The 17,585-nt window shown below is 45.6% G+C and carries 19 protein-coding genes and 1 pseudogene; 11 read left to right on the top strand and 9 right to left on the bottom strand.

From position 1 onward, the window contains the following. The first annotated feature begins 2 nt into the window (after positions 1–2). From traK to P150_RS0111960, 7 genes are read left to right on the top strand one after another with little or no spacing between them, the layout of a single operon-like run. Entirely contained in the window at positions 3–626 is a 624-nt protein-coding gene (traK, locus tag P150_RS0111990) for a conjugative transposon protein TraK (RefSeq protein ID WP_005926197.1), read from the top strand. Between the two features lie 3 nt (positions 627–629). Further along, positions 630–935 carry a TraL conjugative transposon family protein gene (locus P150_RS0111985; protein WP_022470971.1) on the top strand — a complete coding sequence of 102 codons (306 nt, stop codon included), beginning with the start codon at positions 630–632 and terminating at the stop codon, positions 933–935. Continuing rightward, a complete protein-coding gene (traM, locus tag P150_RS0111980; RefSeq protein ID WP_028897894.1) occupies positions 910–2,277 on the top strand; it encodes a conjugative transposon protein TraM in 1,368 nt (455 codons plus the stop codon). Before P150_RS0111985 ends, traM begins: the two co-directional genes overlap by 26 nt. A gap of 32 nt (positions 2,278–2,309) precedes the next feature. Continuing rightward, positions 2,310–3,218, top strand: a complete 909-nt coding sequence (traN, locus tag P150_RS0111975; RefSeq protein WP_028897893.1) for a conjugative transposon protein TraN — start codon at positions 2,310–2,312, stop codon at positions 3,216–3,218. A gap of 2 nt (positions 3,219–3,220) precedes the next feature. Then, complete coding sequence (locus tag P150_RS0111970) at positions 3,221–3,799, top strand: conjugal transfer protein TraO (protein ID WP_028897892.1); 579 nt, start codon at positions 3,221–3,223, stop codon at positions 3,797–3,799. 21 nt (positions 3,800–3,820) lie between these two features. Further along, on the top strand, positions 3,821–4,270 hold the full coding sequence (locus P150_RS0111965; RefSeq protein WP_028897891.1) for a DUF3872 domain-containing protein: 450 nt from the start codon (positions 3,821–3,823) through the stop codon (positions 4,268–4,270). Between the two features lie 13 nt (positions 4,271–4,283). Continuing rightward, a complete protein-coding gene (locus P150_RS0111960; RefSeq protein WP_008766847.1) occupies positions 4,284–4,601 on the top strand; it encodes a hypothetical protein in 318 nt (105 codons plus the stop codon). Positions 4,602–4,902: 301 nt separating this feature from the next. Here P150_RS0111960 and P150_RS0111950 read toward each other — a convergent pair whose 3' ends face one another. From P150_RS0111950 to P150_RS0111925, 7 genes and pseudogenes are all read right to left on the bottom strand, one after another. Further along, on the bottom strand, positions 4,903–5,382 hold the full coding sequence (locus P150_RS0111950) for a hypothetical protein (protein ID WP_028897890.1): 480 nt from the start codon (positions 5,380–5,382) through the stop codon (positions 4,903–4,905). Positions 5,383–5,402: 20 nt separating this feature from the next. Beyond that, complete coding sequence (locus tag P150_RS0111945) at positions 5,403–5,618, bottom strand: DUF3873 domain-containing protein (RefSeq protein WP_028897889.1); 216 nt, start codon at positions 5,616–5,618, stop codon at positions 5,403–5,405. Between the two features lie 29 nt (positions 5,619–5,647). Next, entirely contained in the window at positions 5,648–5,860 is a 213-nt protein-coding gene (locus P150_RS17670) for a hypothetical protein (protein ID WP_032533122.1), read from the bottom strand. 43 nt (positions 5,861–5,903) lie between these two features. Then, positions 5,904–6,437 (bottom strand): antirestriction protein ArdA, encoded by a 534-nt coding sequence (locus P150_RS0111940; protein ID WP_010992380.1) that lies wholly within the window; start codon positions 6,435–6,437, stop codon positions 5,904–5,906. 409 nt (positions 6,438–6,846) lie between these two features. Then, positions 6,847–7,299, bottom strand: coding sequence for a RadC family protein (locus P150_RS0111935; RefSeq protein WP_010992379.1), 453 nt, complete (start codon positions 7,297–7,299; stop codon positions 6,847–6,849). 258 nt (positions 7,300–7,557) lie between these two features. Further along, positions 7,558–8,100, bottom strand: coding sequence for an ORF6N domain-containing protein (locus P150_RS0111930; protein WP_028897888.1), 543 nt, complete (start codon positions 8,098–8,100; stop codon positions 7,558–7,560). A 75-nt stretch (positions 8,101–8,175) separates the two neighbouring features. Continuing rightward, positions 8,176–8,376: pseudogene (locus P150_RS0111925) on the bottom strand (tyrosine-type recombinase/integrase); the annotation flags it as partial. 287 nt (positions 8,377–8,663) lie between these two features. Between P150_RS0111925 and P150_RS0111920 the strand changes: the two are divergent. From P150_RS0111920 to P150_RS0111910, 3 genes are read left to right on the top strand one after another with little or no spacing between them, the layout of a single operon-like run. After that, positions 8,664–9,893: a site-specific integrase gene (locus P150_RS0111920; RefSeq protein ID WP_028897886.1), complete on the top strand. Its 1,230-nt coding sequence runs from the start codon at positions 8,664–8,666 to the stop codon at positions 9,891–9,893. A gap of 25 nt (positions 9,894–9,918) precedes the next feature. Next, a complete protein-coding gene (locus tag P150_RS0111915; protein ID WP_028897885.1) occupies positions 9,919–11,121 on the top strand; it encodes a site-specific integrase in 1,203 nt (400 codons plus the stop codon). A 6-nt stretch (positions 11,122–11,127) separates the two neighbouring features. After that, entirely contained in the window at positions 11,128–11,490 is a 363-nt protein-coding gene (locus tag P150_RS0111910) for a hypothetical protein (RefSeq protein WP_028897884.1), read from the top strand. 57 nt (positions 11,491–11,547) lie between these two features. Here P150_RS0111910 and P150_RS0111905 read toward each other — a convergent pair whose 3' ends face one another. Both P150_RS0111905 and P150_RS0111900 read right to left on the bottom strand, forming a co-directional pair. Beyond that, on the bottom strand, positions 11,548–13,245 hold the full coding sequence (locus P150_RS0111905) for an ABC transporter ATP-binding protein (RefSeq protein ID WP_028897883.1): 1,698 nt from the start codon (positions 13,243–13,245) through the stop codon (positions 11,548–11,550). A gap of 3 nt (positions 13,246–13,248) precedes the next feature. Then, positions 13,249–14,994, bottom strand: a complete 1,746-nt coding sequence (locus P150_RS0111900; RefSeq protein WP_028897882.1) for an ABC transporter ATP-binding protein — start codon at positions 14,992–14,994, stop codon at positions 13,249–13,251. Positions 14,995–15,195: 201 nt separating this feature from the next. On the opposite strand from P150_RS0111900, the gene P150_RS0111895 reads away from it, so the two are divergent. Beyond that, complete coding sequence (locus P150_RS0111895; RefSeq protein ID WP_028897881.1) at positions 15,196–17,571, top strand: TonB-dependent receptor; 2,376 nt, start codon at positions 15,196–15,198, stop codon at positions 17,569–17,571. The last annotated feature ends 14 nt before the right edge of the window (positions 17,572–17,585 follow it).

Below are 17,585 nucleotides of genomic sequence, written 5' to 3'. Positions count from 1 at the left end.
AGATGGAATTTAAAAGTTTAAAGAACATTGAAACCAGTTTCAAACAGATACGGCTTTTCGGTATTGTGTTTGTCGTGATGTGTACCCTGATAACAGGTTATGCCGTTTGGAACTCCTACACGTTTGCCGAAGCGCAACGGCAGAAGATTTATGTGCTGGACGGTGGCAAATCGTTGATGCTTGCGCTTTCGCAAGACCTCTCGCAAAACCGTCCGGTTGAAGCAAGGGAACACGTGAAACGTTTCCACGAACTCTTTTTCACGCTCTCACCCGATAAGAACGCTATCGAAAGCAATATCAAACGGTCGCTGTTCCTTGCCGATAAGAGCGCATTTAACTATTACCGTGACCTCTCGGAAAAAGGGTATTACAACCGTATCATATCGGGCAATATCAGCCAAACGATACGGATAGACAGCGTTTCATGCAATTTCGATGTGTACCCGTATGCGGTGGCTACCTATGCCCGGCAAATGATTATCCGTGAAAGCAGCGTGACCGAAAGAAGCCTTGTCACCCGTTGCCGGTTATTGAACGCTGTAAGAAGTGATAATAACCCGCACGGTTTTATGATGGAAAGTTTCGAGATAACGGAAAACAAGGACTTGAACACCATAAAGCGGTAAGCCATGATACGGAAAATACTCTCTCCGGTGAATCAGGCTGTTACCCATGTACAGGACTGGGCGGATGAAAAACTTCGCCACCTGTGCGGGCGCATGACACCGGAAATAAGGCTGGCGGTAATCCTGCTTATGCTCCTGTTCTTCGGCGGGTTATCCATCTACTTTACGGTATCATCCATTTACCGGATAGGCAAAGAGGATGGCGAAACCATACGGATAGAACATATCAGGCAGTTACAACTTCAAAGTAAAGACAGTACGAATATTTTTAATCAGTCAGACAATGGAAGAAAAAGAAGTGAAGAATGAAGTTCCCGCACCGGAAACGGACAGGAAGAAAGAAGAAAAAGAGAAAAAGGAACTTACCCCGCAACAGATACAGCAACGAAAGAAGATGCTGGTTTATCCGCTTATGGGACTGGTATTCTTAGGGTCTATGTATCTGATTTTTGCACCGTCCGAAAAGGATGAAGCAAAGGTGGAAAGCGTGGGCGGCTTTAACGCCGATATTCCGCAACCCAAAGGGGACGGGATAATCAGCGATAAAAAGACAGCTTACGAACAGGAACAGATGGAGAACAAACAGGCAGACAAGATGCGTTCCTTGCAGGATTTTGCCTTTTCACTCGGAGAGGAAAACGGGAACGGGGAAGATTTGACTCTGATAGATGATGCTCCGGCGGAAAAGCCGAAAACCAATGTAATAGACTTCGGGGCGGGTACGCCGAACAATACCCGTTCCTCTATCCAGTCTTCGGCGGCGGCTTACCGGGACATGAACCGTCAGTTAGGCAGTTTCTACGAAACGCCGAAAGAGGACAAGGAAAAAGAGGAACTCAAACGGCAGGTGGAAGAACTGACTGCCCGGCTCGATGCGAAAGAAAGCGGGGTGGGTAGCATGGATGAACAGGTGGCTCTTATGGAAAAATCCTACGAACTGGCGGCAAAGTATATGAACGGACAAAACGGGCAAAGTTCACAGCCGGGACAGATTGCACAGGTTACGCCATCTGCACCCATTCAGGAAAAAGGAAGTACCGCTTCTGTAAAGGCGGTATCGGACAAGACGGTTTCAGGATTGCAACAGCCCATGAGCAACAGCGAATTTATCGCCGAATACGGCAAGTCACGCAATTACGGATTTAATACGGCAGTCGGCAGCAGCTATTCGATGGGAAAGAACACTATCCGGGCGTGCGTTCATAACGACCAAACACTTATGGACGGGCAGACTGTCAAACTGCGACTGTTAGAACCGTTGCAAGCGGGCAATGTCATTGTCCCCAAAAACAGCCTTGTATCGGGTAGTGCCAAAGTTCAGGGTGAACGGCTCGACATACTGGTGTCCTCGCTCGAATATGCGGGTAACATCATTCCGGTGGAACTTGCCGTTTACGACAGTGACGGGCAGAAAGGGCTTTCCGTCCCCTCGTCACTGGAACAGGAAGCGGCAAAAGAAGCGATGGCGAATATCGGTGCGGGACTGGGTACGAGTATTTCCTTTGCGCAAAGTGCCGGGCAGCAGGTCGCAATGGATATTACAAGAGGCTTGATGCAGGGCGGGTCGCAATACTTCGCTAAGAAGTTCAGAACGGTAAAAGTACACCTGAAAGCGAACTATCAGGTGATGCTTTACGCCAAACAACAGTAATTTATTTATCAACCATAAAAATTTCAATCCAAATGAAAAAGTTAATGATTTTATTCGCTCTTGTTTTGGGAGTGGTTTCAGTGAAAGCACAAAGTAACGATTTGTATCAGGGCATCACTAAAAAACTACCTTACCGCCAAATGGTGACACCTTACGGCGTACAGGTGACATTCGCCAAAACGGTACACATCATTTTCCCGTCTGCCGTTAAGTACGTGGACTTAGGCAGTAACTACATTATTGCCGGAAAAGCGGACGGGGCGGAAAATGTTGTTCGTGTGAAAGCTACGACAGAGGGTTTTCCCGGTGAAACGAACTTTTCCGTTATCTGTGAGGATGGCAGTTTTTACAGTTTCAATGCGAAATACGCACACGAACCGGAAATGCTGAACATCGAAATGAAAGATTTCTTGGAGAATGAGGACACGACAGATTTCAGCCATACCCGGATGAACATCTATTTCCGTGAACTGGGTAACGAAAGCCCGCTTTTGGTAAAGCTGATTATGCAGTCCATCTACAAGAACAATGACCGGGAGATAAAACATTTGGGATGCAAGCGTTTCGGGGTGCAGTTCTTGGTAAAGGGCATTTATTCGCATAACGGACTGTTCTACTTCCACACACAAACAAGGAACAGTTCAAACGTACCGTTTGATACCGATTTTATCCGTTTCAAGATTGTGGATAAGAAAGTAGCCAAAAGAACGGCTATTCAGGAAACGGTCATTGACCCGGTGCGGAGCTATAACGAGATACTGGTTATCGGTGGTAAAAGTACTGTCCGCACCGTGTACACCGTTCCACAGTTCACTATCCCTGACGATAAGATATTGGTTATCGAACTGGTGGAAAAGAACGGGGGCAGACACCAAACTATCCGGGTGGAAAATTCGGATATAGTGGCAGCCAAAGTGATTAATGAACTTAAAATCAAATGAACATGAAAAGGATATTCTGTATGATGTTCCTTTTTGCGCTGTGCCTGACTTTTAACCAGGCACACGCACAAAGATGTCTGCCGGGAATGAAAGGCTTGCAGGTCACGGGCGGCATGGCGGACGGTGTTCACTGGAACAGTAAAAGTGATTTTGCCTATTACTTTGGGGCGGCTCTTTCCACCTATACCAAAAACGGGAACAGGTGGGTTATCGGCGGGGAATACCTCGAAAAGCATTACCCCTATAAGGATTTACAGATACCCGTAAGCCAGTTCACAGGTGAGGGCGGTTACTATATGAACTTCCTTTCAGACCGGAAGAAAACCTTTTTCCTTTCGCTGGGATTGTCTGCCCTTGCCGGATACGAAACAAGCAACTGGGGTGACAAGCTGCTGCCCGATGGCTCTACCCTGACGGATAAGGACGGTTTTGTCTATGGCGGTGCGCTGACGCTGGAACTGGAAAGTTATATTACCGACCGGGTGGTGTTCCTGATTAACGCACGGGAAAGATGCCTGTTCGGTTCTTCAGTCGGAAAGTTCCATACACAGTTCGGTATCGGTCTAAAGATAATAATGTGATAAACTAACCTATTATATATAATGTATATGAGAAAGATTTTAAGCCGTATTTTAATGGGCTGCTATATAATGGCCGCCATCTTATTTGTGGGTGCGTGTAATGACGATGTGGATATACAGCAGTCTTACCCGTTCAGTATTGAAACGATGCCTGTACCAAAGAAATTAAAGGTGGGTGAAACCGCCGAAATCAGGTGTCAGCTTCACCGGGACGGGCGGTATGAGGAAACAAAGTATTTCATCCGCTATTTCCAGCCGGACGGGGCGGGAACGCTGAAAATGTCCGATGGGACGGTTCTGCTGCCGAATGACCTGTACCCTCTTCCGGGCGAAACATTCCGGCTTTACTATACCTCTGCATCAACCGACCAACAGACGGTAGATGTGTATTTTCAGGATAGCTTCGGGCAGTTGGAACAACTTACGTTTTCATTTAACAATGACAACAGTAAGGAAGAAGAAAACAATTAAAGACAAAAAGAACATGGTTAAAATAGAATTGGATATAAACGGTATTTCATTTTTTGTAAGTACCACATGGAAAACGGATGCAGTTCCGGCAGTCGGTGATATTGTGATAGTGGATAAAGAAAGCATTTCACCATCTGACCGGATAGCATTAAGGAAAACACCGTCCAATCAGGCTTTCAAGTGGGCGGATGAAGAAGATGATTCTCCGGCATTGAATTATTTCGACTATGATACGGAAATGGTTGTAAAAAAGCGGACTTGGAAATTTGATTCCGAAGATGAAGAAATGGTGTGCATTCTGAAAGTTATCTTTCTGCTCCATGAGGGATGATATTGAGTTTCATGTATTTTATCCGTATGATAGATAAATTCCTTGTGGCTTTGGCTGCTTTTTACCTGCTGGCTGGTTGCTGGTGCTGGTATGAAATGAAACACGCTCCAACCGATAAAGAACTATGGGGCGAAGAATTGGAATGATACGTAATGCGTAATGTTATGGTAGATAATCCGGCGGGTATTTCCCGCCGGATTATCTTTTTTATAGGGAATGGAAACAGGTTTCTTTGCTATCTTTCTTTGTCCGCTTCGGCTCACGGAAAGAAAGTAGCGGCGGCATTTGCCGCCGTTCTTTATTAACCGATTATAATGTTCTTTACAGGTGTGTTATGTTCCAACCACTCTTTGACACATTCCATGTTATATTCGCTCGTTATAACCGCCTTATCTACGTCTATGGGCGTAAAACGGGTGCTTTCATAGCTATCTATCCACCCTTTCAGGGAACAGACACCCCATGCTTTCACGTCCTCAAAAATGTCGTTCAGCGTGTCGATGGGTTCGCGGAAAGTAACTATCATTGCATCGAATGTTGTTTTGTCGGGTAGTAGTTCCAAATACTTCAATGAACCGAAATCATCTGCTTTCCGTCCGAAAGACCAGTCATAAGAATAAAGTTCATCGCCCCACTGGTGCGGCGTGTCAAAACGTACTTTCACGCTGACCGTGTATTTATCCTCTGTGGTGTCCTCGATAACACCCGTTACCAACAATCCGGTAAATATGCACTTGCAACGTCTGCCGATAATCTTTTTATTTACTTCTGTCGTTTTCATAAATGTACTTATTTGTATTGTTATTGTTTCTTTTCTTTTTTCGCTATCCATTCATCCCGCTGTTTGCGACATTCGTCAAGCGTTTTAGCCACTGTGCTGAACAGTTCCATATCTGTATGGCGATAATCATACTGGAAATAAATCTGTCCCCTGAATGCGCCTAAACAGCATTTCACATATTTTTCTTCTCCCGGTATTTGGGTAATGCTTACCCCGTTTTTGTTTAAAGTTTCCATATCGTTATAATTTATTTTATAATGAGTTATCAGATAATCAAAAATGAGAGCAACACAATGAAAATAATCGCCATACAAAACAGGTAAACGGCGGAGATAAACAGCCGGAGAACGAACCGGATAATAAAAAAGCCTATGATTAGGGCTATCCACATTCCGGCGGTGCTGGTGGCTGCCTGATAGATGATAAAAGCAAGTATGAACCATCGTAAAGAAGTCGCTATCTTATTATTTACTTTCATTGTCTTGGTGTGTTGCGGGTGGATTGCTCCACCCGGTTAGTAATCAGGCGCAACGGAAAACAAAACCGTTATCCATCCAGTAATCAGTTATAAATAAATCACGGGCAAAAGCCGAATAGTCAAAGTAGGTCTTTGCGAACTCCGGCAGGTCATAACATTGCTCTACGATTTCATAGGCGTAATCTTCCTCGTCTTTATATTCTCCCTGATATTCGTCCTCAAAGGAAGAAATAAGGTCGTCCGCATCTTCTTCGCTTATATCGCTGTTGTGGTGGTCGCACCATACGAAAAACGCTTCCTGCTGGGTTTCACTTAGTTTCTCGATGGCATCCCGAAGCTCAAAGAACTTTTCAGAAAGCCAACTTTCGGAAATCAGGGCTTCCGGGATATTCTCGTAATCCTGAAACATAAATTCCGGGTCTTGGTCGTCCTTGTGCAGTTCCCGGCACGCTTCCATAAATTCGTCCTTATCTGAATAGTCGGACAGGTCTAACCACTTGCCGAAAAGTGAACCGTTGTTATACTTGTTGTAAGTACCTACATAAACTCTTGCTTCTGATAATGTTACTGCTTCCATAATTCTGTGTCTTTTAAAATTTATGCGGATTTGAGAGGTAAGGGAGCCAAAGTTTCATAACCTTTTTTCCTGTTTCTCGTAAATCTGACTTTTTTTTTATGCGTTTCCGGTCGGGGCGGTCGTTTTCGTTTCATATAGGCTTTAAAGGGTAGTGTTTAGGCTTTGCAAGATTTTAAAGAAAAATACTCTTTGGACGAAGTACAACAGGAAGATTTTTGTTTAAACCCTTTAGGGCTTGACCTTGCAAAGACGTGAAGAACACGGAAATACCTTTGCCTATGTGATACGATAATGACTGCTTCGGCTGGGGACTGCCTAAGAGGAAGATTTACAATAGGAGAAACTGGAAAAATGGTTTTATTTTAAAAGTAGGATATTGTGTTTTTGTTGCCTGTAACAAAAAAAGGGCTTAGATAAGCCCCTCGTCTGCAAAACTATAATAGCTTTCTTCTGTCAGGATGATATGGTCTAACAGATGTAAATCCAAGACCTTGCAGGCTTCTTTTATTTTTGAGGTAATTTGTTTGTCCGGTTCACTCGGACGTAGGTTGCCCGATGGGTGGTTATGTGAGAGGATTATGCCCGAAGCATGGACTTTCAAGGCGGTTTGCAGGATGATTTTCACGTCCATTACAGTTTCAGCCATGCCGCCTTTAGAGATAAGGGAAACGCCTAAAGCCTTATTTGCCCGATTGAGAAACATTACATGGCTTTCCTCGTGGTGTTCCATACATTCGATATAGAACGGTTTCAGGTAAGAGTAGGACGTTTCGGATGAGAGTATTTTCACCCTTTCGGATGCTTTTACATTGTCTTTATAAGAGATAGTGATTTCCGGCATGGTAAATTCTGTTGTTTTCATGACTACTGAAATTTAAATTAAACAATAAGAAATTTTGCCGGACATCCACAGTTTGGCGGGGACTTCAACCATATCTTTTCAAAAAATACGACCCGTAGGTGTGGAGATTTTTTAGAAAACCGGAACGGCTCGGATTTGGTATTTGTCCCCACCGGGCTGTAACTTTGCTAAAATTTGTGATTGAGATACATTACTTTAGGGAACTGAAAAAGGGGTATCACTGGTGACACCCCTTAGACAACCGAATACCTTAAACCGTTATTCGTCATAGGTTCTATATCCTATCGGTTTGCGTGGCTTCGGTTCGGGCTTGCTTAGTAATTGGGTCAGTGCTTGGTATATCTCGCTGAATTGTGCATCCGTACTTTCTTCCAGTTCTTCAATACGCTTTAGTAGTTCCTGATAGCCTGTTATCATTTGACGCAAGGCTACGAATGCCCGCATGATGGAAATATTCACCTGTATGGCAATAGGACTACGTAACACACCCGATAAAGCCGCTACACCTTCCTGCGTGAAAACATAAGGCAAATACTTGGTATGTTTGCCGCGTTTTGAACTGGCTGCTGTTTCCATTTCATCGGGATTATTCTTTAAGGTCACAATTTGTGACCTTAAACATTCGACTTCTTCCTTTGTCAGTTCAAACATAAAATCTTCGGGGAAACGTTCTATATTACGTTTAACAGCCTGTTTCAACGCTTTTGTTTCCACCTGATAAAGTGCCGCAAGGTCGCTATCGAGCATAACCCTGCAACCCCTAATTTCATAAATCTTGTTTTGAATGATTTGTAAATCCATAATTCAATATTTTAAGTTGTTAAGTGATAAGTTATCTTTAGAACTGGTCACAAATCGTGACCAGTTCCTAATCTTTTATATGGTAGCAGTTACCTTTTTCGTATTAATTTTCTGTGCCAGTAATTCCATATCGTTACTTAATTTCGCATCTATAACTTTAGCATAGATTTGAGTAGTGCGAATGTCGGTGTGTCCCAACATCTTAGATACACTTTCGATGGGTACACCATTTGCTAAAGTTATGGTCGTTGCAAAAGTGTGCCTTGCCATATGGAAAATATCATCCATTTGAGGAATTGGAAGAACATAGAGAATAAATCGGTAACATATTGTGAATTAGGCGTTTTTCTATATTTTGCAGCTACAGTGGAAAAGTAATTCGGCACGGAATACTGAATCCTTTCGGTTACCAAACCGTTATCCATCGGTTTCCCAAGTGTGGTGAGGTAACAGGAAAAAGGAGAAGTTTCTATAGGGCGAGATCCTATCTCGCTGTTCCACAGTATTTTGCTTATCAAAGAACGCTTTAACAACGGGTAATTTTGCCCATAAAATTAAAGCGTATGAAAATAGAAAAATTCAAAGTGTTGCTCTACCTCAAAAAGAGCAGACCCGACAAGTCGGGCAAAGCCCCCATTATGGGACGCATCACCGTCAATCGTTCAATGGTGCAATTCAGTTGCAAAATCTCCTGTACTCCCGACTTATGGAATCCTCGTGAAAGCCGTCTGAAAGGCAAGAGTCATGAAGCCGTAGAGACCAATGCAAAGCTGGACAAGCTGATGCTCTCCATCCACACGGCATTCGACACGCTTGCGGATAGGAAAATGGACTTCGATGCGGAGGCCGTCAAAAACCTGTTTCAAGGAAGCCTTGAAACGCAGATGACCCTGTTGGGAATGACGGACATCGTCTGTGAGGAATTGAGAAAGCGTATCGGGATAGACCGTGCAAAGGGAACTTACCCTGCCTATTTCTATACTCGGAGAACCTTGGCGGAGTTCATCGACAAGACGTTTCGCACCAAAGACATCGCTTTCGGTCAGATAACGGAACAGTTCATTCATGACTATCAGAGCTTCATCTTGGACGAGAAAGGGCTTGCCATAGATACCTGCCGGCACTATTTGGCTATCGTCAAGAAAATATGCCGTAAAGCCTACAAGGACGGTTATGCCGACAGATGTTTTTTCGCTCATTTCAGTCTCCCCAAACAAAAGGAGAAGACACCAAAAGCCCTAAGCCGGGAATCCTTCGAGAAAATCCGTGACTTGGTAATCCCCGAACATCGCGCCTCCCATATCTTGGCAAGAGATCTCTTTCTCTTTGCCTGCTATACGGGAACAACCTACGCCGATGCAGTTTCCGTTACGCGTGACAATCTGTTCACGGATGACAATGGCGAGCTGTGGCTTAAATACTGCCGCAAGAAAAACGAGCTTCGTGCCTGTGTCAAGCTGCTGCCCGAAGCCCTTGACCTGATAGAGAAGTACCGGGATGATGCTCGTCCGACCCTCTTTCCAATGCTGTACCATCCCAACCTTCGCCGTCTGATGAAAAGCCTTGCGGTTCTTGCGGGCATTAAGGAAGACCTGACCTACCATACCGGCAGGCACTCATTCGCATCGCTGATTACCTTGGAAGCCGGCGTTCCTATCGAGACCATCTGCAAGATGCTGGGACACTCCAACCTCCAGACCACACAGGTATATGCAAAGGTCACGCCCAAGAAACTCTTCGAGGATATGGACAAATATATCGAAGTGACAAAAGATTTGAAACTTGTATTATAACACCCCATAGATAATAAATGAATTTATGCGTAGCACATTTTCTTTACTACTCTATATCAATCGCAACAAGGTACGTGTGGATGGTACAACTTCCGTACTTTGCCGAATCTCCATCGACGGGAAAAGCACGACGATAACCACGGGTATTACTTGCAATCCCAAACAGTGGAATGCCCAAAAGGCGGAGACCGCTGACGTGCGGACGAACAACCGCCTGAAAGAGTTCCGCAAACATGCGGAGCGGCTCTATGATGAAATGCTCAAAGAGCAGGGTGTGGTCAGTGCCGAACTGCTGAAAAACAGGATAGCAGGTCAGTCGGTCATTCCTACCCATCTGCTCCAAATGGGAGAAAGGGAACGGGAACGCCTTGCCGTCCGTTCCAAGGAAATCGACTCCACTTCGACCTACAGGAGTTCCCGGTATTACCAGAGCTATATCCGTGAGTTCTTGGACTCGAAAGGCAAGACGGATATTGCCTTTTCGGACATCACCGAGGAATTCGGACGGGAATATAAGGTCTACCTGAAGCGGTACAAGAACTTCGGGGCATCGCAGACCAACCATTGCCTTTGTTGGCTGAACAGACTGATATATCTTGCCGTAGACCATGAGATTATCCGTGCCAATCCTTTGGAGGAGTTGGAGTATGAGAAGAAACCGTCCTCCAAGCGAATGCATATCAGCAGGACTGAACTGAAACAACTGTTGGAACTGAAACTTCCCGCCAATGACCCATTGAAGGAATTGGCTCGCCGGGCTTTTATCTTCTCCTGTTTTACGGGGCTTGCCTATGTCGATACACAATTGCTTTATCCGCACCACATAGGGAAGACTGCCGAAGGAAGACGTTATATACGGATTAACCGCAGGAAGACAAAGGTAGAGTCATTTATCCCCCTGCATCCGATAGCGGAGCAGATTATCAATCTGTACAACACGACCGATGACACACAACCCGTCTTCCCTCTGCCAAGCAGGGATATGATGTGGTTTGAAATACACGAACTGGGCGTCATCATCGGGCGCAAGGAGAATCTGTCCTACCATCAAGCCCGGCACAGTTTCGGATCGTTCTTGATTTCCGAGGGGATTTGTACGGAGAGCATTGCCAAGATGATGGGACATGCCTCCATCACCAGCACGCAGACCTATGCGAAGATTTCAGAGAAGAAGATTTCAGAGGATATGGATAAGTTAATCGAAAGAAGAAAGAACAATGAATATTGAATTACTATGAAAAGAGAATTCATAACCATTGAGGAGAATGGGAACGTACACGTTCCTACGACTTCCATTTGGATGTCGGCTTGCGAAATAGCCGATTTATTCGGCATATTCTCCGGCAAAGTAAACAGCCACATCAAGTCTATCTTCAAAGAAGGATTACTCAGAGAAGATGAGGTGATGCAAACGCTATTGTTTAAGGGTGGTGCAGTGGATTTATATAATATTGAAATGATAACGATGCTGTCATTTCGTTTTGCTTCTCCACAAGCCAAAAGTTTCCGTAAATGGATAATCAGAAGACTGACCGAAAAGAAGAGAACAAGTCCTCCGCTACTTGTGTGTTATGGCAAAGGTGGATGGTACAGTTGAATATGAGAACAGGCAGTAAGATAAATGCGTCTTTCTACCTGTTCTTTTTTAGCGATCTTACTGCATCGACAGCAGTTTACAATACATTCCGCCTTTAGCTTCGAGTTCGGCGTGCATACCCTTCTCCATAAGCTGTCCCTTGTCCATCACGATAATCTGGTGGGCATTGCGGATGGTCTGCAAATGGTGGGCAATGACCAAGACCGTGCGGTTTCGGATAAGGGCAGACATTGCTTGCTGTATTTTGTATTCATTGATGGGGTCAACATTGCTCGTTATCTCGTCCAAAAGGAGGATGGGAGCATCCTTGAGGAAGGCACGGGCGATGGAGAGGCGTTGCTTCTGTCCGCCAGATAGTCCCAAGCCGTTCTCTCCGATTATCGTTTCATAACCATCGGGCAGACTGACGATGAAGTCGTGTATCATCGCCCGACGTGCGGCTTCCTTGATTTCCCCCTGTGTGGCATTGCGGTTGCCCACCTTGATGTTGTTGGCAATGGTGTCGGAAAAGAGGATGACGTTCTGCATCACCACACTGATTTTGCCGAGCAGGTAATCGTAGTCCATCTCCCGAATGTCTACGTCGCCGATACGGATACAGCCTGCCTGCGGTTCCCAAAAGCGGAGCAGCAGATTGGTGATGGTGGTCTTGCCGGAGCCTGACGAGCCGACAAGAGCCGTTACCGTTCCTTCGGGTACGTTGAACGTGAGGTCTTTCATCTCAAAGCCTTCTTTTTCGTAATGGAATCCGACACCATCGAACGAGAGGTCGAAATGTTCCGCCGTTTTCGGTTGGTCGGGGTTGACGATAACGGGAGCGTCCAACAGACGGGAAATGCGTTCGTAGCTGTCCTTTACCTTGATGTAGTTCAGCCAATGACTCTCCATATTGACAAAAGGTTTGTAGAATTCTTTCGAGACGATGACGAACATCAGATAAACAAAAAGGGAAAGTTCGCCATGCCGAGTCCACCAAAAACCAAGCGTTGCCATCAGTACGAAAGCCAATTCTATAAGAAAGGCATATCTGCCCACGCTTACAGCTGCCAACCGTGAGGTCTTCTTGCTGCTCTCCCCGAACTCGCTGACAGAACGGTCGAGCCTGTCACGGAACATTCCTTTTCCTCCGAAGACTTTCAGCACAGGTATGCCCTTGACGTATTCAACGAAGAGACTGACCATATCCGCCAGACCGTCTTGTGCCTCCTGTTGCGCTTTCATTCCCGAACGGATGCCCCGATACAAGGAGAAGAGGGCAATAGGAAGGATGGTAATCATCGCTAATCCCATGCGCCAGTCCACACAGAACAGCCCGATGCCGAGTATCAGCGCCACGATGAAGTCGGCGGACATCCGTGTCCAAAGGTGCCCCACAACCATTTCCATATTATCCACGTCTTTGTGAATGACGGTGCTTATCTCGCCCAGCCGTTCATTGGTGTAGAAACTGAGCGAGAACATTTTCTGTTTCAAGATGATCTTCTCACGGATGCGCTCCACGAGATCGAAGCCGGCAAAGTGCTTGCTCATATCGGCTACGGCATTGGATATGGTTTTCAAAATCAGCAGACCAACGAGTATCCACGCTGCCGAAATGAGCGAAACGCTTTCGCCCGATATATGGCGGTCGATAAGGAACAGGACAGTAAGCATTATTGCCGTTCCGCAAAGGGCATAAACCACGAAAAACAGTGCGGAGATTATCAGATGCCGCACTCCGCGAACGGTCAATTCATTCAATATATTGCGTATCATTGTTTATACCTCCTCCTCTTTCAGTTGCCATTTGCTTACCCGTTCCTGTGTTTCCGTCATATTGCGATATAGTGGGCAGTTGTCCATCAATTCTCCGTGTGTTCCCGTCGCCACAACCTTTCCCTTGTCCATCACGACAATACGTTCCATATCCTGAATGGTGTTGAGACGGTGGGCGATGGTGATGACGGTCTTGTTACGCTGCAATTCATCAAGAGCTTCTTGAATGAGTTTCTCGTTCTCCCCGTCCAAGGCAGCGGTGGCTTCGTCGAGGATGACAATCGGCGAGTCTTTGAGCAACATCCGTGCAATGGAAATGCGCTGTTTCTCTCCGCCGGAGAATTTTACGCCGGCTTCGCCTGCCAAAGTATCGTAACCATTGGGTAACCCCGTAATAAAATCGTGAATGCGTGCACGTCGTGCAGCTGTTTCCACCTCCTCTTGCGTGGCGGAGGGCTTGCCGATACGGATATTGTCCCGAATGCTCGTGTTGAAGAGGAATACCTCTTGTTGCACCATAGAAAAGAAATCGGCAATGTTGTGTTCGGAGAGTTCCGCAAGGTTCTCGCCGCCCAGTCGAACGGTTCCCGACTGCGGTTGCCAGAAACCCATCATCAGGCTTGCCAGTGTGCTTTTGCCTGACCCCGATTCGCCCACAATAGCCGTATGGCTACCCTTGGGAAATTGCAGATTGACATCACACAACGCACAGTCTTTCTTATTCGGGTAGGCAAATGTCACGTGCTCGAAACAGACATCGGTCTGCATGGCATCCGTATCCCTGTCTGCCGTATCCTTTGCAGGTACTTCGGTAATCGACTGAACCTTCGCCAACGATTGACCATAGACAATCCTGAAATGCTGGAACGTAGCCAGTTTGGCAAAGGAAGATGAGAACAGTCCACCCAATATCAGGGCGAGGATGAAACGTGCTACGGTCAGTTCGCCCGAACTCATCAACCATAGCCCGACAAGGGTCATTACCACGATACCGCCCTCCAAGAACATCGTGATGAGCGTCATCGGAACAGTAACGCTGAACATGCTCCGCTTCACCCAATGGATATAATCGCGCATACCTCCGAGAACTCGCTCTGTCCGGGTCTCTTCGTGGCTGAATGCTTTAATGATTGGTATTGTAGCCACATATTCCAGAAGGTCTTCCGACATCTTCTGCGTATTTTCCATAAAGTGTCGGAAACTCTTGCCCCAAAACGTTTTAACTGCCATCTGCAAAAGAAATGCCAACGGTAGCAGCGAGATGAGCGACAGTCCCAGCCGCCAGTCCAATACCATAACAATTACCCAAAGCAAAGCAGGGAAAAGCGTTGCCGAGAGGATTTCGGGCAATCCGTGTGCCAGATAAATCTCGATTTGCTCCACGTCGTGGTTGATGATGTTCACCAAGTCACCCACCTTCCGCTCCTGAAAGAAGCCGAGCGGCAGCCGTTGCAAGTGGCTCACGATACGCAACCTCAACCGTGTGAGGGCGTTGTAAGCCGAGCGGTGCGCCCGCCAGATCGACGTTCCGTAAAACACGCCGCGAAGCAGGGCGAACAGCACCATCGCCGCCCCGACAATCCAAATCATTGTAGAAGTGAGCGTACCATCCATCAGCCTGTCTACCGCCCACACCACGAGCAATAGGGGCAGTGTGCCGAAAACAAGATGCAGTATGACCACCGCATTGGAGAGCAGGCTGCGACTCTCCCGTTCCTCATCGAGAGGCTTGATTTTTTGTTTATCCATATATCTGTATCGTTTTGATTTTCTAAGATGCAAAAGTACGGAGACGCACAGGGGTAAAATAACCCGAATGAGCATTACACTGCCCGAAAACGATAACTTGACACATATAAAACTCAATAGGGGTATAAGTGTGGATAGTAGGGTTATTTATCTGTTTTATAGGTGGGTAATTTTGTACGAGTTTTTATAAACAGATAAGATATGTCAATCAACTCAATAGTTCATTTATACAAAAGAATGCTCATCATCAGCATCCTATTGCTGTGGGCTTATCCGATGTTTGCACAACAGCATTCCATCGAAATAAAAGTTATTGATGCAGAGAATGGTAACAGTATAGAATTTGCCACGGTGCAATGGAAAGGCCTGAACGAACCTTCATACAAGAACGGTACAACCACAAATAAAAAAGGAGTGGCGAAACTAAATACGCCTGCCCATCAAAAACTTGTACTAAGGGTAAGTTACGTAGGTTACCAGACAATTACCGACACGATTACGGCAAATGAGAAACGTCATACCCTGAAGTTACGTCCGGAATCGACGGAATTGGCAAATGTGGTCGTCTTCGGAAAAACAAAAGCACAGGTTATTAGAGAGTCGCCCGAAGCGGTTTCAGTAATAAACGCTAAGGAATTGCAAGGTCGCTCTGTTTCTTTAGAAACCATCTTGAACAAAACCATTGGTTTGAAGGTCGGGCAGACAGGTGGATTGGGAAGCAGTTCGAGGATTATTGTTCACGGTTTGGAGGGAAACCGCATTCAAATCCTTTGGGATGGTATTCCGATGAATACTTCGGACGGAGCCTTTTCGCTTGATGAAATTCCGATAGACATTATCGAACGGATAGAGGTCTATAAAAGCATTATCCCTGCACGTTTCGGTTGCGATGGCTTGGGTGGTGCCGTCAATATCGTCACGAAGGAGTTCAGTACGGACTATTTGGATGCTTCGTACGAACTCGGTTCTTATCAGACGCACAAGGGAAGTGTCTTCTCTCGCAAGAACTTTCCCAAGAGCGGTATTTTGCTCGGTGCGGGAGGGTATTATACTTCTGCAAAGAATGATTACTCATTTAGAGTCCCCGAAAGAGAGAACCTGTTGGTAAAGCGTGACCACGACCGTTTTCGTTCGTATATGTTGAAAGGGAAAGTCGCTTTTACAAAACTTTGGTTCGATGAGATTAGTACCGAGTTCGGGTATTACAACCGTTTCAATGAGATACAAGGAGTATTGAAGAATATCCAGCATGCTGAAAACAAATCCGGGATGTTTATGCTCGAAAACAAACTGATAAAAAGCGGAATACTGAACAATCGACTTAACTTCGAGTCGCATTTCTCCCTCTCGCATACGACGAACAATTTTGTGGATACGGCACGAGTTAATCACGATTTTGAGGGAAATATATATCCGAGCCCGAACGGACAGGGAGAAACGGGGGACGTTCCTCACAACTCAAACGACAAAGGTTTGGAAATCAACGAACGTATCAACCTTGATTACAGATTGTCTGTCAATCACAGTTTGAACCTGAACACGCTTATTAACTATGCCCAAAGACAACCAAGCGATGACATTGCAAGTCAGCACGCAGGATTTATTATCGGAGGATTTCCAAGCAAAAAGACCAGTGTTGTCTTAGGATTGACTTGGGAAGCGAAACTCTTCGGCAGGAAACTGACGAATATGTTCTCTGCAAAGTATTTCCATCTCCATTCCGAGATAGAGGATTTGACTTCATACGAGATGATCGAGGCTCCGAAGAAAAAGAGCAATACGACATCGCAAATCGGATGGATAGAGGCAATGAAGTACGAACCGTTCAGAGGCTTTCTTCTGAAGGCATCTTATCAACGGGCAATACGCCTCCCCAATTCGCAAGAGTTGTTCGGTGACGGTATCATTACCTTTCCTGCTGCCGGACTGAAACCGGAAAAAAGCCACAACTTCAATCTGGGTTTCTTGATAGATAAAAACGATGTACTCGGATTGTCGCGATTGCAATTTGAAGTGAATGGCTTTTATATGCAGGTGAGCGATATGATAAAACTGATGAAACAACATATGGCAGCCGGATATGTGAATGCTGAAAAGGTACATATCAAAGGTATAGAGACTGAATTGAAACTGGATATATCGCCGACGGTCTATGCCTACGGGAACCTGACTTATCAGGACGTACGCGATGTTTTGGACTATTTGCCGGGCACCCAAGCCCCTAATCCGACAAAAGGATTGCGACTGCCGAATATTCCCTACCTGTTTGCCAACTTTGGAGCGGAATATCACAGCGACCGATTGTTCAAGAATTGGTATGTCAAGGCATTTTGGGACGGGAAGTTCACGGAAGAGTTCTTCTACTTTTGGGAACTTACCGAATTGCAGAAACGGCGTATCCCTCGCAGTTTCGTCAATGATATTGGTCTGCTATTGACCTACAAGAACAAATATTCCATCGCTTTGGAATGCCACAATCTGATGAATAAAGAAGTTTGGGACCAGTTCCGCCAACCGTTGGCAGGACGGACATTCCATCTGAAATTCAGATACGTCTTCTTGAAAGGTATTTTATAATTCTAAACATAAAT

Origin of the sequence: Prevotella sp. HUN102, assembly GCF_000688375.1 — a bacterium.
Classification (GTDB): domain Bacteria; phylum Bacteroidota; class Bacteroidia; order Bacteroidales; family Bacteroidaceae; genus Prevotella.
This window is presented reverse-complemented; position numbering and strand designations above follow the sequence as displayed.